At 46.6% G+C, this 18,840-nt stretch carries 20 protein-coding genes; all 20 read left to right on the plus strand.

Annotated features, from left to right (window positions below; translation table 11 throughout):
- The first annotated feature begins 42 nt into the window (after positions 1-42).
- The 20 genes from fabD (at position 43) to BP97_RS0118365 (ending at position 18,764) form a co-directional block, all read left to right on the plus strand.
- The gene (gene fabD, locus BP97_RS0118270; RefSeq protein WP_028550388.1) at positions 43-981 is read left to right on the plus strand and encodes an ACP S-malonyltransferase; all 939 of its coding nucleotides are present in this window, start codon (positions 43-45) and stop codon (positions 979-981) included.
- Positions 982-1,033: 52 nt separating this feature from the next.
- A complete protein-coding gene (gene fabG, locus BP97_RS0118275; RefSeq protein WP_028550389.1) occupies positions 1,034-1,774 on the plus strand; it encodes a 3-oxoacyl-[acyl-carrier-protein] reductase in 741 nt (246 codons plus the stop codon).
- A 126-nt stretch (positions 1,775-1,900) separates the two neighbouring features.
- The gene (acpP, locus tag BP97_RS0118280) at positions 1,901-2,134 is read left to right on the plus strand and encodes an acyl carrier protein (RefSeq protein WP_028550390.1); all 234 of its coding nucleotides are present in this window, start codon (positions 1,901-1,903) and stop codon (positions 2,132-2,134) included.
- Between the two features lie 131 nt (positions 2,135-2,265).
- On the plus strand, positions 2,266-3,501 hold the full coding sequence (gene fabF, locus BP97_RS0118285; RefSeq protein WP_028550391.1) for a beta-ketoacyl-ACP synthase II: 1,236 nt from the start codon (positions 2,266-2,268) through the stop codon (positions 3,499-3,501).
- A 64-nt stretch (positions 3,502-3,565) separates the two neighbouring features.
- Positions 3,566-4,264: a ribonuclease III gene (rnc, locus tag BP97_RS0118290; RefSeq protein WP_028550392.1), complete on the plus strand. Its 699-nt coding sequence runs from the start codon at positions 3,566-3,568 to the stop codon at positions 4,262-4,264.
- Between the two features lie 176 nt (positions 4,265-4,440).
- Positions 4,441-8,013: a chromosome segregation protein SMC gene (smc, locus tag BP97_RS0118295; RefSeq protein ID WP_028550393.1), complete on the plus strand. Its 3,573-nt coding sequence runs from the start codon at positions 4,441-4,443 to the stop codon at positions 8,011-8,013.
- Between the two features lie 68 nt (positions 8,014-8,081).
- On the plus strand, positions 8,082-9,089 hold the full coding sequence (gene ftsY, locus BP97_RS0118300; protein ID WP_028550394.1) for a signal recognition particle-docking protein FtsY: 1,008 nt from the start codon (positions 8,082-8,084) through the stop codon (positions 9,087-9,089).
- Positions 9,090-9,205: 116 nt separating this feature from the next.
- Entirely contained in the window at positions 9,206-9,556 is a 351-nt protein-coding gene (locus BP97_RS0118305; protein ID WP_028550395.1) for a putative DNA-binding protein, read from the plus strand.
- Between the two features lie 81 nt (positions 9,557-9,637).
- Positions 9,638-11,011, plus strand: a complete 1,374-nt coding sequence (ffh, locus tag BP97_RS0118310; protein ID WP_028550396.1) for a signal recognition particle protein — start codon at positions 9,638-9,640, stop codon at positions 11,009-11,011.
- A 57-nt stretch (positions 11,012-11,068) separates the two neighbouring features.
- Entirely contained in the window at positions 11,069-11,341 is a 273-nt protein-coding gene (gene rpsP / locus BP97_RS0118315; RefSeq protein WP_028550397.1) for a 30S ribosomal protein S16, read from the plus strand.
- A 21-nt stretch (positions 11,342-11,362) separates the two neighbouring features.
- Positions 11,363-11,593 carry a KH domain-containing protein gene (locus BP97_RS0118320; protein ID WP_028550398.1) on the plus strand — a complete coding sequence of 77 codons (231 nt, stop codon included), beginning with the start codon at positions 11,363-11,365 and terminating at the stop codon, positions 11,591-11,593.
- Positions 11,594-11,769: 176 nt separating this feature from the next.
- Entirely contained in the window at positions 11,770-12,291 is a 522-nt protein-coding gene (gene rimM / locus BP97_RS0118325; RefSeq protein ID WP_028550399.1) for a ribosome maturation factor RimM, read from the plus strand.
- Complete coding sequence (gene trmD, locus BP97_RS0118330) at positions 12,291-13,040, plus strand: tRNA (guanosine(37)-N1)-methyltransferase TrmD (RefSeq protein WP_028550400.1); 750 nt, start codon at positions 12,291-12,293, stop codon at positions 13,038-13,040. Before rimM ends, trmD begins: the two co-directional genes overlap by 1 nt.
- Before the next feature lie 181 nt (positions 13,041-13,221).
- Complete coding sequence (gene rplS, locus BP97_RS0118335; protein WP_028550401.1) at positions 13,222-13,563, plus strand: 50S ribosomal protein L19; 342 nt, start codon at positions 13,222-13,224, stop codon at positions 13,561-13,563.
- Positions 13,564-13,649: 86 nt separating this feature from the next.
- Positions 13,650-14,222 carry a signal peptidase I gene (gene lepB, locus BP97_RS0118340; RefSeq protein ID WP_028550402.1) on the plus strand — a complete coding sequence of 191 codons (573 nt, stop codon included), beginning with the start codon at positions 13,650-13,652 and terminating at the stop codon, positions 14,220-14,222.
- 35 nt (positions 14,223-14,257) lie between these two features.
- Positions 14,258-15,145 (plus strand): ribosome biogenesis GTPase YlqF, encoded by an 888-nt coding sequence (gene ylqF / locus BP97_RS0118345; protein WP_028550403.1) that lies wholly within the window; start codon positions 14,258-14,260, stop codon positions 15,143-15,145.
- A 125-nt stretch (positions 15,146-15,270) separates the two neighbouring features.
- On the plus strand, positions 15,271-15,882 hold the full coding sequence (locus BP97_RS36800) for a ribonuclease HII (protein WP_036746151.1): 612 nt from the start codon (positions 15,271-15,273) through the stop codon (positions 15,880-15,882).
- 116 nt (positions 15,883-15,998) lie between these two features.
- The gene (locus tag BP97_RS0118355; RefSeq protein ID WP_028550404.1) at positions 15,999-18,071 is read left to right on the plus strand and encodes a hypothetical protein; all 2,073 of its coding nucleotides are present in this window, start codon (positions 15,999-16,001) and stop codon (positions 18,069-18,071) included.
- Positions 18,068-18,397, plus strand: coding sequence for an EscU/YscU/HrcU family type III secretion system export apparatus switch protein (locus BP97_RS0118360; protein ID WP_028550405.1), 330 nt, complete (start codon positions 18,068-18,070; stop codon positions 18,395-18,397). Before BP97_RS0118355 ends, BP97_RS0118360 begins: the two co-directional genes overlap by 4 nt.
- Positions 18,390-18,764, plus strand: coding sequence for a YraN family protein (locus BP97_RS0118365; protein ID WP_028550406.1), 375 nt, complete (start codon positions 18,390-18,392; stop codon positions 18,762-18,764). Before BP97_RS0118360 ends, BP97_RS0118365 begins: the two co-directional genes overlap by 8 nt.
- Positions 18,765-18,840: the final 76 nt, after the last annotated feature.

The following is an 18,840-nucleotide window of genomic DNA, read 5'->3' on the forward strand; positions in this document are numbered from 1 at the left end:
GTGAGATCAACCGGGCGAAGCGCAACGAAAGGAGTTTGTTATATGGGAAAAGTGGCTTTTGTATTTCCAGGACAGGGCGCTCAAAGCGTAGGCATGGGCCGAGATATTTTTGAATCTGATACAGCAGCGAAAGATGTTTTCGATAGAGCTGATAAGGCACTTGGTTATTCTTTGTCTACCCTTATCTTTGAAGGTCCAGATGCGGAATTGAAAATTACATATCATACTCAGCCTGCACTACTTACGACAAGCATTGCCTACCTAGAGCTGTTCAAAGCAAAAGGCTTGAAGCCGGACTTTTTGGCCGGGCACAGCTTGGGCGAGTATAGTGCTTTAGTTGCTGCCGGTGTGCTTAGCTTTGAGGACGCTGTCCGTACGGTTCGTGCTCGTGGAGAATTTATGGAGCAAGCTGTACCTAGTGGACAAGGCGCTATGGCTGCCGTGCTTGGAGGCGAAAGAGAGTCTCTTCTACAGCTTTGTGCTGCTTTGACAAGCGAGGTTGGAGTGGTTGAACTGGCCAATCTGAATTGCCCAGGACAAATTGTAGTATCCGGGAGCAAGGAAGGGGTACAAGGTTTGGTGGAGCGCGGCAAAGAGATTGGCGCTAAACGCGTAATTCCTTTGGAAGTCAGCGGTCCGTTTCACTCTTCATTAATGAAACCCGCCTCCGAGCGGTTATCGGATGTGCTGTCTAATGTCCCAATGCAGACAGCGTTGGTGCCTGTGGTTGCTAATGTGACTGCACGTCCCGTTCAAGATCCTGAATCCATCCGCGAGCTGCTCGTAGAGCAGGTGCATTCCTCCGTATTATGGGAAGATAGCGTTGCCTGGCTGATTGAACAAGGTGTGGATACTTTTGTCGAGATCGGATCTGGAACTGTACTGAACGGTTTGATTAAAAAAATCGATAAATCCGTCAAATTGTATTCGATTAACAGCAAAGAAGCGCTGGATCAGTTCCAGTTGGAAACTACCAACTAAGCTGTACTTTGGCTATGGGTAGCGAACAAGAAAGCTGAAAAGGAGAGGTACGATGTTAACAGGAAAAGTAGCGTTAGTAACTGGAGCATCACGAGGCATTGGCCGAGCTATCGCTCTTACGCTGGCTGAAGCGGGTGCCGATGTGGCTGTGAACTATGCTGGAAGCGAGGCTGCAGCTGCTGAAGTTGTTAGTTTGATTGAAGGCATGGGCCGTAAAGCCGTAAAGATTAAGGCGAATGTTGCTTCTTCTCAAGAAGTTGATGACATGTTCAAGCAGGTGCTGGAAACATTCGGCAAGCTGGATATTTTAGTGAATAATGCTGGCATCACGAGAGATAATTTGATTATGCGTATGAAGGAAGAGGAATTTGACGAGGTCATAGCTACGAATCTGAAGGGTGTGTTCAACTGCGTTAAAGCGGCAACGCGTCCGATGATGAAGCAGCGTTATGGCCGCATTATCAACATTTCCTCCGTTGTCGGTGCACTGGGTAATCCAGGTCAAGTTAACTACGTTGCTGCCAAAGCGGGCGTTATCGGTATGACAAAGGCTGCTGCGAAGGAATTATCCTCTAGAGGCATTACTGTCAACGCTGTTGCGCCAGGCTTCATAGAGACGGATATGACAGATAAATTGTCTGAAGATACCCGTTCACAGCTGCTTCAGCAAATCCCATTGGCTCGTCTTGGACAACCAGGGGATATCGCTAAAGCGGTACGCTTCCTTGCATCCGATGATGCTTCTTACATGACCGGCCAAACGATTCATGTGGATGGCGGCATGTATATGTAAGGGTAAAAATTGTTTTAGAGTCATTGTAAGAATATTCGCAAAAATTGTTTTTTTCTGCGGAACTTGCGCTTGCTCTGGCAATTTGTCCATAAGTTAAGTATAATACCAAAGGAGGAGGTGAACCGGATGTCCGATGTTTTAGATCGCGTGAAACGTATCGTCATCGATCGTCTTGGTGTTGATGAGGCAGAAGTGTCCCTCGAAGCATCTTTTAAAGATGATTTAGGCGCTGATTCTCTAGATGTTGTAGAGCTTGTCATGGAACTGGAAGATGAGTTTGATATGGAAATCTCTGATGAAGATGCAGAGAGAATAACTACAGTAGGTCAAGTAGTTGAGTACATAAAATCTCATACTTAATTGGTATAAGTCCCGTTAGGTTATTTCAACGGGACTTATCTCCATTCAGTCTCCGCAAGATGGATACAATTCTAGCAACAATAACGAATAATTACATAACATTGTTATTTTAGATAGAGGTGGATTAAAGGATGCAAAGAGTTGTCATAACAGGTATGGGCGTCATGACCTCCATGGGACATGATCTTGAAACATTCTGGGCAAACCTAATGGAAGGTAAATCCGGGGTAGGTATGATTGAGTTGTTCGATGTGAGTGAATATCCAACGCGCATTGCTGCTGAGATCAAAGACTTTAATCCTGAGCAGTATTTCGATAAGAAGGAAGCTCGTCGTATGGACCGATTCGTACAATTTGCGGTAGCGGCAAGTTTGTCCGCGCTGCAAGATGCCGGTCTTAACGTCAAGGAAGATACAGACCCCGAGCGTGTCGGTGTATATGTAGGTTCCGGTATCGGCGGTTTGTCGACATGGGAAGAGCAGCACAAAATATTGTTGGAAAAAGGACCGAAGCGAGTAAGTCCATTTTTCATCCCGATGATGATTGCAAATATGGCATCCGGCCAAATCTCAATGATGACGGGTGCAAAGGGTCCTAATAGCACGGCAGTAACTGCATGTGCGACAGGTACTCATTCCATTGGAGACTCATACAAAATGATTCAGCGCGGCGATGCGGATGTTATGATCTGCGGTGGTGCCGAAGCGACAATCAGTCCTACGGGCGTAGCAGGCTTCTGTGCACTGCGTGCTATGTCGACCCGCAATGAAGAGCCTGCAAAAGCGAGTCGTCCATTCGATACGGATCGAGACGGTTTCGTGATGGGCGAAGGATCCGGCATTTTGATCCTCGAGTCCTTGGAACACGCGCAAAAACGCGGGGCCAAAATTTATGGTGAGGTTATCGGGTATGGAATGAGCGGAGATGCTTATCATATGACCGATCCAGATCCTGATGGAGCTGCCCGCTGTATGGCAAAAGCCATCAAGGATGCTGGTATTGCACCGGAAGAGATTGATTACATTAATGCTCATGGAACATCTACGCCTGTTGGTGACCGTTCTGAAACGACGGCTATTAAGAAGGCGCTTGGTGATCATGCGTATAAAGTGGCCGTCAGCTCTACCAAGTCGATGACAGGACACTTGCTTGGTGCCGCAGGCGGTGTCGAAGCACTGATCTGCGGATTGACCTTGAAGAACGGGTTTATTCCTCCGACAATTAATTTGGACAACCAAGATCCTGAGTGTGATCTGGACTATGTACCAAATACAGCGCGTCAAGCGAATGTGAAGGTTGCAATGTCGAACTCGTTCGGTTTTGGCGGCCATAATGCCACCATTATTTTGAAAAAGTTTGAGCAATAAAATCACTCCGCCACGAGACGCGTGATAACTAATGAACGGGAATGTCCGATTAGGTGGTGAAGGCATGCATCGAAACCTGAAGCAGCTTCAGGCGGCGTTAAATATTACGTTTCGCAAACCCGAGCTATTAAGGCAGGCGTTTACCCACTCATCCTATGTAAATGAACATCGAGTCGGAAATTACAAGGATAATGAGCGGTTGGAATTTTTGGGCGATGCAGTCCTAGAGCTTACCGTATCCGAATATTTATTCGATGCGTACCCGGAACGTTCCGAAGGAGAACTGACTAAATTAAGAGCTTCAATTGTTTGTGAGCCTTCTTTAGTTGGATTTGCCGAAGAACTCGAGTTCGGTTCTTATGTACTGTTAGGCAAAGGCGAAGAGCTGACCGGTGGTAGAACGAGGCCAGCGTTGCTTGCCGATGTGTTCGAGTCGTTTATCGGTGCTTTGTATTTGGATCAAGGACTTCAAGTGGTGACGACCTTCCTTAGGAAGCATGTGTTTCCGAATTTGCCGCATCAAGGCAAACTGCTTACGGTTGATTTCAAAACCCATTTGCAGGAATACACGCAGCAGCACAACATGGGCTTACTGGAATACCGAATCGTTGATGAGCGCGGACCAGCCCATGAGCGTGAATTTGTAGCGCAGGTTCTTGTGAATGAAACGCTTTTGGGGCAAGGCTCCGGCCGTTCCAAGAAAGAGGCCGAACAGCATGCCGCAGCGCAGGCGTTGGAAGCGTTGAAAGTCAATATCCAATAGCATAACAAAGCAAGAAGGATGCAGCGGTGGCAGCTTAAGGGTTGCCGGCGGTGCATTTTTCTTTTTTTTGGTAAATACTTTAAGCCTCGGTTCATTTAATGGGCGGAATTAGATTGACAATGGGAGTTTATTCTACGGATAGGGAATCTGTGGTACAATAGCGTTGAGGTGAGACGATGTTTTTAAAGCGTATTGAGCTGTCCGGTTTTAAATCGTTTGCCGATCGAACCGAGCTTGAATTCGTTCAAGGAATTACAGCCGTGGTAGGTCCAAACGGCAGTGGCAAAAGCAACATCTCCGACGGCATCCGCTGGGTGTTGGGAGAGCAAAGCGCCCGCAGCTTGCGTGGCGGTAAGATGGAGGATATTATATTTGCCGGAAGTGATGCGCGTAAAGCGGTCAATTATGGTGAAGTATCGCTCACCCTGGATAATACGGATCAAGCGCTATCGCTGGATTTTAATGAAGTGACTGTGACCCGACGTGTACATCGTAGTGGGGACAGCGAGTATCTTATTAATAAACAGGCGTGCCGGTTGAAGGACATTACAGAGCTGTTTATGGATACCGGGATCGGAAAAGAAGCCTATTCCATTATCGGACAGGGACGAATCGAAGAAATTTTAAGTACGAAATCGGAGGATCGCCGTGGCATATTTGAAGAAGCCTCAGGGATCGTAAAATATAAATCGCGAAAACGCGAAACCGAAAAGAAGCTTCAGGAAACAGAACAAAATCTGCTTCGTATTCATGATTTAGTTGTTGAGCTCGAGGATCAGATTGAGCCACTGCGAATCCAATCGGAAAAAGCGGTGCGCTTCAAAGAGCTCAGAGAGCTGCTGAAGAAGAACGAAATCGCGATGTATGTTTATCAGATTGAACAAATATACAGCTCTTGGACAGAAACGAATACAAAGCTGGACAAGCTTAAGCGTGAACAGCTGGAGCTGGCGGCTATTGTCGGCCAGCATGATGCCCACTTGGAGAAGCATCGTTGGGAAACTCGCAGACTGGAGGAGGACATAGAACGGCTGCAAGCCCAGCTTCTTCAACTGAGCGAAGACTTTGAGAAGTGCGAAGGACAAGGAGAGGTTCTCAAGGAGCGTAAAAAGAATTACGCTTCCAATCAAGCCCAGCTCACTCAAAATGTTACGCTTCAAGAGGCTCGTTCAGCTGAGAAGGAAGTTGAGCTTTCCGAAGTAAGGGAGAAGCTTGCAGCTATCTCGGCAGAGGTGCTTCAATTTCAAGCAAAGCTCAAGGCTGAGGAGGATCGTTTGCTTGGCGTAGCAGGGGGAATCAGCAGCGCTGAGGAAGATCGCTTGAAGGGTGAATTGCTCGAAACGTTGAATCAGATGGCCAATGCCCGCAACGAGGTCCGATACGCGGAGCAGCAGCTTGAGGGATTGTCTAAAAGGCTGGACAGGCTTGGTGATGAGCATCGTAAATGGAAAGATCAGCAGGATAGCATATCTGAGCGCAAACGGGGCTTAGAAGAGCGGCTGACTAACGTCATTGAGAAAATAGCGGAAGCCCGAAATCGATATATCGAATTGAGTCAAGGTTTAAAATCGAAGCAGCTTCTTTCCGAGGAATCGCAGTCAACGGTTCGCAAATGGGAACAAAAACTGGATTCAATGATTTCCCGTCGGGATACGATGCGCGAAATGGCGAATGATTATGACGGTTTTATGCATGGCGTTAAGGAAGTGCTTAAGGCAAAGGACCGCAATGATTTACGAGGAATACGCGGTGCTGTGGCGGAATTGGTCAAAGTTCCTGCTCATGTTGAAATCGCTGTAGAAACGGCATTGGGAGGAGCTCTGCAGCATGTAGTTGTCGACAGTGAAGCGAACGGTCGTGAGGCAATCGCATTTTTGAAGCGTCGTCAGCTTGGTAGAGCTACATTCCTCCCTCTGGATGTTATCCGCGGGCGTTCAATTCCGGATTCCGAAAGAAGAGCGATTGAAGGGATGGAAGGATTTGTCGGCATTGGTGTCGATCTAGTTCAATTTGAAGACACCTACCGTCAAATTGTCGGTAGTTTACTCGGCAATGTGATTATTGCGAGTCAATTGGAAATCGCCAACCGGATTGCAGCGAAAGTGCAATACCGTTATCGTGTTGTTACGCTGGAAGGTGACGTTGTGAACCCTGGTGGTTCAATGTCGGGAGGAAGCCAGCAGAAGAAGACGACTAGCCTGCTGAGCCGTCAGCGCCAAATTGAAGAAATGGATAAAGAAATTAATGTTTCTGAAGAACAGCTCAAGCAGCTTCGAATGAAGGCTGAACAGGTGCGTAAAGAGATTGCAGCAGAGTCTGTACTTCTGGAAGAGCTGCGTCAAGAGGGGGAAACCCTGAGGATTGAAGAGCAGCAAATCCGTGCAGGACTTCAGCCTATGGAGCAAGAGGCTAAGCAGGTTGCTGAGCAGCTGACGCTTTACAGCGAAGACGGTGATGCTCTGGATACAGAGCGTAAAGAGCTATCGGAGCGACAAGCGAATGCTTTGAAAACCTTGGAGAGACTAACGAAAGAAGAAGCCGTCATTCAGCAAGCCATTCGTGAAGCGGAGCTTGCACGCAAAGCAGGTGAGCTTGCCAAGGAAGAGCTTCAAACTCAACTGACTGATTTGAAGATTAAAGTTGCCTCTCAATCTCAGGAGAAGCAATCGTTGTTAGATCAGGAACGTCGCAGTTTGTCGGAGTTGACACAATTACATAATGAGCTGGATTTAAATCGAAGACTGGTTGTGCAATTGGAACAGGATATGGCTAATCATGATCAAGAATCGGTTACTCAGATCGAGCTGTTAAACAGCCTCAAGCTGAAGAAGCAGCAGTGCACCGTGCAGCTGGAACTAAAGCGTGCTGAACGGGCACAATGGCAGGCCAAGCTGGAGCAAGAAGAGAACAAGACAAGGGAAGAGCGCAATCAGCTGCGTCAGACTGAAGAACACTTGCACCAAACAGAGGTGCGTGTGAATCGCCTGGATGTCGAGCTTGAAAACTTGCTGAAGAAACTTGCCGATGATTACGAGCTTAGCTATGAACTGGCCAAAGAGCGTTTTCCGGTTCCTGAGGATGTACTGGGCGCCCAAAACCAGGTGCGGGAGCTTAAACGCGATATCGCAGTGCTGGGCGAAGTCAATCTGGGGGCGGTTGAGGAATTTGCGAGAGTCAATGAGCGATTCCAGTTTTTAAGTGAGCAGAAGAATGATTTGGTGGAAGCCAAAACGACATTGTATCAAGTCATCCGGGAAATGGATGAAGAGATGTCCAAACGATTCCGGATCACCTTCGATGCCATCCGCTCTCATTTTGTTGTCGTGTTTGCCAAGTTGTTTGGCGGAGGTCGAGCTGATCTGATTTTATCCGAGCCGGACAATCTTCTAGACACCGGTATAGAAATTGTTGCCCAGCCGCCAGGGAAGAAACTGCAAAATCTGCAGCTGCTGTCCGGAGGCGAAAGGGCCCTCACTGCCATAGCTCTTTTATTCTCGATCATTCGCGTGAAGCCAGTGCCATTCTGTGTGCTCGATGAGGTTGAGGCGGCCTTGGATGAGGCTAACGTTTCGCGGTTCGCAGAATATTTACGCGAATTTTCCGAGCAAACCCAATTTATCGTTGTTACTCACCGTAAAGGTACTATGGAAGAAGCGGATGTACTGTATGGTGTGACGATGGAAGAGGGCGGCGTGTCCAAGCTAGTCTCCGTCCGACTTGAAGAGGATGAAGCGATTATAGCAAGCTGATCTGTTCTTGATTACACATGTTCTGAAGCTGTTAAAGAGAAAAGTATAGAGAAAGGGGCTATTGCCCGATGAGTTTTTTTAAACGATTAAAAGAAAGTATTTCTTCCAAAGCCGAAGCCGTAACGAATAAGTTTAAAGAAGGCTTATCAAAAACCCGTGATGTGCTGGTAGAACGTGTAGAAGATTTGTTCAGCAGACGCAAAAAAATCGACGAAGATTTCTACGAGGAGCTCGAAGAAATTCTGATTGGTGCAGATGTAGGGGTCAATACGGTGATGAAGTTGGTAGAAGATCTGCGCGCGGAAGTTCGCAAACGAAAAATCGAGGAGCCAAGCGAGCTTCAGCCTATTTTGACTGAAATGATTATTCAACTGCTGAAGGGCGAAGAGAACGCATCTCTAAAAATGGCGGATTCAGGCCTTACTGTCATTTTGTTCGTAGGTGTGAACGGTGTGGGCAAGACGACAACCATCGGCAAGCTGGCTCACCATATGAAGTCGCAGGGTAAGAAAGTGCTTCTTGCTGCTGGGGACACCTTCCGCGCAGGAGCTATCGAGCAGTTGGAAGTATGGGGACAGCGCGTTGGCGTTGACGTTATCAAGCAGCAGGCGGGATCGGATCCGGCAGCAGTCATGTTCGACGCACTGCATGCGGCTAAAAACCGCGGAGTTGATGTTCTGTTGTGCGATACAGCAGGACGTTTGCAGAACAAGGTTAACCTGATGGACGAACTTAACAAAATTTACCGCGTTATCCGTCGTGAGGTTCCTGAAGCTCCGCATGAGGTGCTCCTCGTGCTCGATGCAACCACTGGTCAAAATGCATTGAGTCAAGCCAAGCTCTTTGATGAGAAGACAGGCCTTACCGGGTTGGTGTTGACTAAGCTCGATAGTACGGCAAAAGGCGGTATCGTCGTTGCGATCCGTCAGGAGCTGAATCTTCCTGTGAAGTTCGTTGGACTTGGTGAAAAAATGGATGATTTACAGCCGTTTGACTCCGATCAATTTGTACATGCGTTATTCAGCCGCTGGATTCCTGAAAGTGAAAAGCAAGAGGACGAGACAGCAAAATCCTAGTGTTTTCCTCTTATTATCTAGTGACAAGGAAAAGAGCTTGACATCATTCTCCGTTTTGGGTATTATAGGTTCTGTTGGTCCTGTAAAGTGTTTTACCTTAACGGAGGCGGGGCACTGTGACGGAAGAAAATGCACTGATGAAGACAAACCGCATTAATTTGCTGTTTGACTTCTACGAGAAGCTGTTGACTGAGAAACAGCAGTTGTTCTGCAAACTATATTTTCACGATGATTATTCGCTTGGTGAAATTGCTGCTGAATTCAAAATTAGCCGTCAAGCGGTATATGAGCATATAAAACGTTCAGAGTCCGTATTGGAGGATTACGAGCTTAAGCTGAAGCTTCTTGCTAAGCATGAGGAAAGACAGCAGCTAACTCAGAAATTCGAACCTCTTTTGACCGGATTATCCGGTGAAGAGCGGGAGCAGGCACAGACGCTGCTGCATCGACTGAGTAATCTCGATTGATCGGTAATCGGGCGACTGAATCAATTAAAACACTGAATAAGTTTCTAAGATAGATAAGTAACGCTCAAGAGGTGAATTCGCATGGCATTCGAAGGATTAGCGACCCGACTGCAGAATGTGTTCAGCAAGCTGAGAGGCAAAGGAAAGCTAACGGAAGACGATGTTAACGAGGCGCTTCGTGAAGTTCGTCTCGCGCTCCTTGAGGCGGATGTGAACTTTAAGGTAGTGAAGGAATTCATCGCTAAGGTGAAGGAGCGCGCTATCGGACAGGAAGTACTCGAGAGCTTTACACCGGCAATGGTTGTTGTAGATATCGTAAATAAAGAGCTCACGGAGCTTATGGGCGGTTCTCAAAGCAAGCTGGCTCGATCGAATCGACCTCCGACAGTGGTGTTGATGGTCGGATTGCAGGGCGCGGGTAAAACAACGGCAACGGGTAAGCTGGCTAAGATGCTTCTTCAGCAAAACCATCGTCCACTGCTAGCCGCAGGCGATATTTACCGTCCGGCAGCCATTAAGCAGCTGCAGGTTCTAGGCGAGCAATTGAAGGTTCCCGTATTCACTATGGGGGATCAAGTAAGCCCCGTAGAAATTGCGAAAAATGCTTTGCAGCATGCCAAGGATAACGGTAACGATTATTTAATCGTCGATACTGCAGGACGACTTCATATCGACGAAGCTTTAATGGATGAATTGAAGCAAATCGTCGCGGCTATTAGTCCTGATGAGATTCTCCTCGTCGTAGATGCCATGACAGGGCAGGATGCGGTTAATGTTGCGGAGAGCTTCCACAAGCAGCTAGAACTAACGGGTGTAGTACTTACTAAGCTGGATGGAGATACACGCGGTGGTGCGGCTATCTCAGTTAAAGCAGTAACTGGATGCCCGATTAAATTCGCGGGGATTGGCGAGAAGCTAGATGCTCTTGAGCCTTTCCATCCTGATCGGATGGCTTCTCGAATTCTTGGTATGGGCGACATGCTCACACTGATCGAGAAAGCTCAGGCGGGAATTGATGCTGAGAAGGCCAAGGAAATGGAGCGCAAAATGCGCACCGCGGAGTTTACCTTTGATGATTTCCTAGACCAGATGGAGCAGGTTAAAAAGCTCGGTCCTTTGGATCAAATCTTGGATATGCTGCCCGGAGCTAATAAGATGAAGGGCATGAAGGATCTTAAGGTAGATGATAAGCAAATGGCTCGGATCGCTGCCATCGTGAAATCCATGACGAAGGAAGAGCGGCAAAATCCGGACATGCTGAGCCCAAGCAGACGCAAACGACTTGCTGCGGGAAGCGGAAACTCTGTGCAGGATGTGAACCGATTCATTAAGCAGTTTGACGATATGCGCAAAATGATGAAGCAGTTTTCAAGCATGATGGGACCTAAAGGACCAAAAGCTTTGAAAAACCTGAAGGGCAAGCTTGGTAAAGGAATGAAGTTCCCGTTCGGTTGATCCGGACGTGGAATGAGATATAATCAATGTTTATTCTATGTTGGAGGTGATTTTCTAATGGCAACTCGTATTCGTCTTAAACGTATGGGTGCTCACAAAGCTCCTTTTTACCGTGTGGTAGTTTCGGATTCCCGTTCCCCACGTGACGGTCGTTTCATCGAAGAGATTGGTACTTACAACCCGGTTGCACAACCAGCCGTTGTTAATATCGACGAGGAAAAAGCGCTGAGATGGCTTCAAACTGGTGCGCAAGCTTCTGATACTGTTCGCAACCTGTTCAGTCAAGCTGGCATCATGAAGAAGTTCCATGAGTCCAAACTGCAGAAGTAATCTGCCGATTCGGAGGGTGTTATGAAAGATCTAATAACCGTTATCGCTAAGGCGTTGGTTGATCATCCCGAAGAAGTAAAAGTGAATACGGTCGAAGATGACCGCAGCATTACGTTCGAGCTTTCCGTACATCCCGACGATGTCGGTAAAGTGATCGGGAAGCAAGGACGCATTGCCAAAGCACTTCGTACCGTAGTCACTTCGGCTGCAGTAAAAGAAAGCAAGCGTGTTTCGGTTGAAATCGTGTCATAATGGACACCATGAGAGTTAGGAGAAATCCTAGCTCTTTCTTTTCTTCTGAAAACATACTGCGACTTCCATAAATCCTATAACCCTCTTTAAAACCTTGAATCTCATTTTAATTGGGAAGTCGGAGTTAGAGAGTTTACTTATACATATTGATTAGATGTACGATGTTGGAGGGCGAAATGAGCGAGAAATTGTATACGGTCGGCAAAATAGTCAACACGCACGGGATACGAGGGGAACTGAAAATCGTTCCTGAGACAGATTTTCCTGATGAGCGTTTCGCAAAGGGCAGCGCTCTAATATTTTTTGACCCGCAAAAGCAAACCACGCTGTCAGTGACAGTTGAATCGGCACGTGAACATAAAAAAATGTTCATGGTCAAGTTTAAAGGTTTCGATAATATTAATGATGTGGAGAAGTATAAGGGCTGGCTTTTAAAAGTGGAAGAGAAGTATTTGAGCGAGCTTTCTGACGATGAATTCTACTATCATGAAATTATCGGATGTACCGTGTTTACAGATGAAGGAGAAAAGCTTGGGACGATTAACGAAATTTTGTCTCCTGGGGCTAACGATGTATGGGTGGTCGAGCGTGAATCCGGCAAACCGGTATTGATTCCATATATCGATGATGTTGTGCTTGAAGTGGATGTAAACGAAAAACGGGTGAAAGTATCCCTGATGGAAGGCCTGCTGGATTGATGAGAATCGATGTACTCACTTTATTTCCTGCTATGTTCGACGGCGTGTTTTCCTCCAGCATTTTAGGGAAAGCCCGTGAAAAAGGAATCGTCGAGCTCAACACGGTTAATTTTCGTGATTATTCCAATAATAAGCATAATACCGTTGATGATTATCCGTACGGCGGTGGGGGCGGCATGGTGTTGAAGCCGGAGCCTATATTTATGGCCGTAGAGGCGCTGACAGAGCCATTGTCGAGTCGTCCTAGGATCGTTCTTATGTGTCCGCAAGGAGAGCCCTTTACGCAGCGTAAAGCGGAGGAGTTGGCCAAGGAAGAGCATTTGATCTTTGTTTGCGGTCATTACGAGGGCTACGACGAACGTATTCGCGAACATTTAGTGACAGACGAGCTATCCATCGGCGATTATGTGCTGACGGGTGGGGAGCTTCCAGCCATGGTTGTCATTGATAGCGTCGCAAGATTGCTTCCGGGAGTGCTTGGTAACGAAACGTCGGCTGTAACGGACTCGTTCAGTACGGGATTATTGGAGTATCCTCACTATACCCGGCCTGTTCAGTTTCGAGAGTGGGAGGTTCCGGAAATTTTATTGTCCGGCCATCACGCAAATATTGAGAAATGGCGGAAGCGCCAGGCGATTTTACGTACGTGGCAAAAAAGGCCTGATCTATTGGAATCGTATCCACTCACAAAGGAAGAACAGCAGTGGCTTAAGGAGATTCAGCAAGAATTTGAGCGCAAATCAGAGTAAATAGACTTATATCTATCGCCCTATGGATATTGAGAATTTCAAGTTGTGTTTGCCTCATAGTTATGGTATTATATACAACGTTGTGGCATTTTGCCCGATTACGGTGGTCCTCTACGCATAACAACATGAGATTCGACATCAGAGGCGGAATGAACACCTGTGTGGAAGGAGGGAGTCATACATGAGTCTAATCCAGGAGATTACTAAGGAACAACTACGCCAAGATTTGCCAAGCTTTCGCCCAGGCGATACAGTGAAAGTTCACGTTAAAGTTATCGAGGGTTCCCGCGAACGTATTCAGCTGTTCGAAGGTGTTGTAATCAAACGCCGCGGCGGCGGAATTAGCGAAACTTTTACCGTTAGAAAAATTTCTTACGGTGTTGGCGTTGAAAGAACGTTCCCGGTACATTCACCGAAGATTGATAAGCTTGAGGTGGCTCGCCGTGGTAAAGTTCGTCGCGCGAAGCTATACTACTTGCGTGGTCTTCGCGGTAAAGCGGCAAGAATTCAAGAAATTCGTTAAGACGAAAACAAACGGGGGCTTGTTTACCAAGCTCCTTTTCGTTTTTTATCGAGGACTGAAATTTATGGAAGAAAGGGCAGGTCTTTATGGAGCAAGAACAAACCGTAGACAAACCGAATCCAGTTAAGAACGAAGTTTGGGAATGGGTTAAAGCGCTGCTCATCGCCGCAGCTCTCGTCTTTTTTATCCGCTGGTTGATTTTTGCCCCGTTTATTGTGGAAGGGCCGTCCATGGAGCCTAACTTTTATACCGGTGAACGCTTGATTGTAAACAAGATCATTTACGATATACGCAAGCCCGAGAGAGGCGAGGTGGTCGTATTTCATGCCACCAAAGAGAAGGATTACATAAAAAGAGTCATTGCACTGCCTGGAGAAACCGTAAAGGTGGAAGGCGATAAGGTGTACGTCAACAATAAAGTATTGGACGAACCTTATTTGCAGAAGGCACTGGATGACGCTGCAAAAAAAGGGATACCCTATAATTCAAGAAATTTCCCTGAAAAATCGATTCCGGAAGGAACTGTTTTTGTAATGGGAGACAATCGCTCGAACAGCTCGGACAGTCGCGATATCGGACCCGTCAAGTATGAGCAAATCGTAGGGCGTGCCGACTTAATTTTTTGGCCGTTTGATAAAATAAGCTTGGTACATTTTTAAGAAAATAGCTGTGGAAAAGAAATTGAGGTGACCGTATGACGATTCAATGGTTTCCAGGTCACATGACAAGAGCCCGTCGTCAAATTCAGGACAAGCTGAAACTGATTGACGTTGTGATTGAGCTGTTGGATGCACGAATTCCATTATCCAGCAGAAACCCGATGATTGATGAGATTTTACAAAACAAGCCAAGATTGGTGCTGTTGAACAAAAACGATTTGGCTGACCCGGCAGCGACAGAGAAATGGGTTGCTTATTTCGCAGAGAAGGGACTTCAAGCCCTTCCAGTGGATGCAGCTAACGGGAATCAGATGAAAGAGATCATGGCTCGCTGCAAGCAGCTTATGTCTGAGAAAATCGAAGCGCAGCTTCGTAAGGGCATTAAGCCTAGAGCTATCCGTGCTTTGATCGTAGGTATTCCCAATGTCGGTAAATCGACGCTGATTAATCGTTTGGCTGGTCGCAAGATTGCAGCCACGGGAGATAAGCCGGGTGTAACCAAAGGACAGCAATGGATCAAGGTCGGTTCCGAGATGGAGCTCCTCGATACACCAGGTATTTTGTGGCCGAAATTCGAGGATCAGCAGGTTGGTATGCGGCTTGCTGCAACCGGAGCGATCAAGGAAGAATTACTGAACACGGTGGATATAGCATTCTATACGATGAAGTACCTTACCGTTCAGTACGGAACGTCGCTCAAGGAACGTTTTGGTATTGAGAAGCTTCCTGAAGATCCCGATGATACGGATGCTATTGTAGAGGTTATGGAAGCAATAGGACGCAAAAGAGGCGCTCTAATGAGCGGTGGTCGTGTCGACCTGGAAAAGGCTTCTTTAACGATATTGAGGGAACTTCGCGCAGGGAAGATGGGTAGAATCAGCTTAGAAACGCCGGATGACTATAATGAACAGCAGCCACTCTAATTGAAGGGTGGCTTTTTCTTTTTGAGCAGGAGCTATTGTTTATTTTATTCGATTCGTTTCCGCAACGGGTTGTTTCTAGTATAATGAAAGCATAGTAGTACTAGACTAGAAAGGAATTCATACATATGCTGTTAGAAAATGAACGAGCGCTCTGGGAAGAGGGCGTCCAATATATAGCTGGAGTTGACGAGGTAGGTAGAGGCTGCCTGTTCGGTGACGTTGTGGCGGCTGCGGTCATTCTGCCACCGGGTCTCGTGTTGGAGGAAGTGAATGATTCAAAGAAATTAAGCCACAAGAAACGCGAGGAATTATTCGATGTTATCCAGAAGGAAGCAATCTCTATTGGAGTAGGAATTGTAGACGTCCAAACGATAGAATCGATCAATATAAAGCAAGCAGCAAGGCTTGCGATGAAACAAGCGGTTGAACAATTGAATCCTGGTGCAGAATATTTGCTTGTTGATGCGGAAAAAGTCGATCTCCCGCTATCTCAGATGGCCCTCATACATGGGGATGCACTAAGTCAGTCCATAGCTGCAGCTTCTATTATCGCCAAGGTCACAAGAGACCGTATGTGTCTTCATTGGGATGTGGAGTATCCGGAGTACGGCATTGCACTTCATAAAGGCTATGCAACTAAGTTTCATCGGGAACGGATCATTGAGTATGGACCGACTCCGTTACATCGAAAAACGTTTTTGAAAAATATTTTGGTGCAGCAGCAGGAGCTATTTTAAATAAAGGCTCTTGCATCAGGTGAGATTTCATACTATAAAGGTTCCGCTAAATTGCCGATATAAATAATAACATGCTAGGTGAAATTAACTCATTCAGCCCGGAGAGGTGGAAACCGGTGAACATAAGCGGACTAATTAAAAATTTTCTCGGAGACGCACAACCGTCCGAGCCTAAAACACTGGAGCTCAAATCGGGAGAAGTTGTGAAAGGCATGGTCATTCAGGTGCTTTCGGAGCAGGATGCCATTCTGAATATTGGTGGGGTTCAGGTTAGAGCGAAACTGGAGACTCCGTTAAAGCAAGGTGAAGTGACGCTTCTGCAAGTGCAGCCGGAATCAGCTTCAGGACAAGTCGTTCTCAAACCTTTGGATGCTTCTGTGGTGCAAATTGCCGACGGATCCCTTGCTGAGATATTAAAAAATGTAGGCTTGGCAGACACAGCAAGCAATCGACAACTGATTCAAACACTTCATCAGGCTGGTATTTCCTTGAATAAGGAAACGGTGCAGGCCTTTGCTCAACTACAAAGCCAGCTACCCGCATCTATGGCTCAAGAGGAATGGCTACCTTCGGCTATTATTGCTCAACAAAAAGGTATACCGCTAACTCCGGAAAGCGTAAATGCCGTCCGAGCCGCTGTTTCGGGACCTGGTTTTCATGAAACGCTGCAACAGCTGGAATCTCAAATGACCAAGCTACTGAATGATAATCCAAGTCTATCCGCTTCAACTAAGGCGGCTCTCGATACGTTTAAACAAGTGATGACTTCGGTGAAAGAGATGTCAGCGCAGCTCCTTCCCCAGTCAACGACTACTGAAGATGCGTCCATGAATGGGTTGAAAGGGCAAGTTCTTCAAGAAGGCAAACAGATTACAGCGCAAGTAGTTAGCAACAGCAATAACCAAACTGGAACGTTAACGTCAGCAGCATCTGCTGCAGGTCAACAAGCCAGCTCTGCGGGAAATGTTAATGCACAATCGGCAGGGGATATAAGTAACTTGGAATCAATGCCACAAACGGCTGTAAAAACTGCAAACACTATAGCGCTTGGGACATCAAAAACGGCAAGTCCTATGTTGGAACAGCAATTGCAGCCTACTACAGATCCGAAGGCAACAGTGGCTAATGCTGCGTTGCTTGATAGTTCAGAACCTATGTCTCAGAAAACGACTGGAAGACCATTCACTACACTTAACAGTGGACAGACTGCTTCTGTTCAAAATGAAGGAGAACAAATGTTCTCTGACGGCAAAAATGACAATAGGATCTCTTCTACAAATGAACAGGTCAAGAACGAGACAGTTAGAGCTAACACATCTGCTGAGCTTGCTGGGGGTAATACTGTATCTGCTTCGGAATCTAAAGATCAAGCTGCAAAATCCGTATTACGAGCAACAGCTGCCGCAGATGAGGCAGTCCTTACTACTCATAAAGGAGACCCAGCCTCCGAGCATTGGATACCGAAGTTAATGAAGGCTCTTGGTGTAGATCATGAGAATCAGCTTTTCAAGCTGCCGGAAATGAAGGCGAATGAGGGTGCAGTTCGTATGGATGGAGGAGTGCTTCAGCCTGGTGCTGCATCTCCTGCAATAACCCACGAACAACTGAAAATGGCAGATTCACTTAAAAGTGTTCTCATGCAGTTAAGTCAGTCTCAGGACATCCCGCCTGCTATGAAAGAAACGGTTCAACAGGCCGTACAACAAATTACAGGACAGCAGCTTATGTTAAATTCGGACCGAAGCTCCATGTTCACTCACATTACGATGTTTGTTCCATTGCTGAATGCAAATGGGGAGCAGACAGCTGCCATCCATATCCAGTCTCGCAAAGGTAAACGTGGAGAAATCGATGCCCAGAATTGCCGACTCGTATTCGATCTGCGGATGAAAGCTTTGGGTGATACCATGGTAGATGTGAAGGTTGTCGACCGGATTGTAAGTCTGCAGGTTATGAATGACCAGCCCTTCTTACACGATTTACTGGATTCCTACCGGGAGGAAATATCTTCAAGTCTCTCAGGAATCGGTTACCAATTTATTTCGTTAAAATGCAGCTCTTATCCGGAGAAAGGGCTTGCCTCGGAAGATACAACAACAAGTTCTAGGCTGCAGGATACTTCATTGCCTGCGAGGCTTCTTGATTTATACGGTAATAAACAATACAAGGGAATGGACGTCAAGGTATGAATCATGAGGGGAATAGGCAGGCGGAAAAAAGTCCTTTTCAATCTTCCATTAAAAAAGCAGTAGCACTCAAATATGCCCCGGACCAGTCAAAGGCTCCCGTACTTATTGCAAAAGGAAAAGGGCATATTGCAGAAGCAATTTTGAAAAAAGCTATAGACAACGGTGTACCTGTTCAGGAGGATTCTTCGTTAGTTGAGGTTCTGTCCAAACTTGATCTGGATCAGGAAATTCCACCTGAACTGTACAAGCTTGTAGCCGAAATATTGAGTTTTATATACCGATCGGATCAACGTGCGAAACAAATTAAGGAGAGTTCGTATGAATGAGCAAGTAATTAGCCGTAAACAACTGGGAGCATTAGGTGAACAGTATGCACTTGAACATTTACAACGGCAGGGGTTTCGTATTGCTGGGCAAAACTGGCGCTGCCGTACCGGTGAGCTTGATCTGATCGCATGGGACAATGAAGTGTTAGTCATCGTAGAAGTACGCACGCGCAGCAGCACGCTTCGCTTCGGGACACCCGTAGAGTCCGTTGATTACAAGAAGTGTGCTCAAGTAATCGAAACAGCGCAATTTTATGTTCATACTCACCGGCTGCAAAACTATCAAATTCGTTTTGATGTCATTTCCATTGTAACGGATAAAGCAGGGAACCTGGTATCGCTAGATCAAATACCAAACGCATTTTGATGGGACATCCCTGTCGGTGCGTTTTTTTGTTCGTATTAAAAAGCCTCCAGATCTTTTGCTGATCAATAGAGGCTGG

The organism is Paenibacillus sp. UNC451MF (genome assembly GCF_000686845.1).
Taxonomy (GTDB): Bacteria; Bacillota; Bacilli; order Paenibacillales; family NBRC-103111; genus Paenibacillus_S.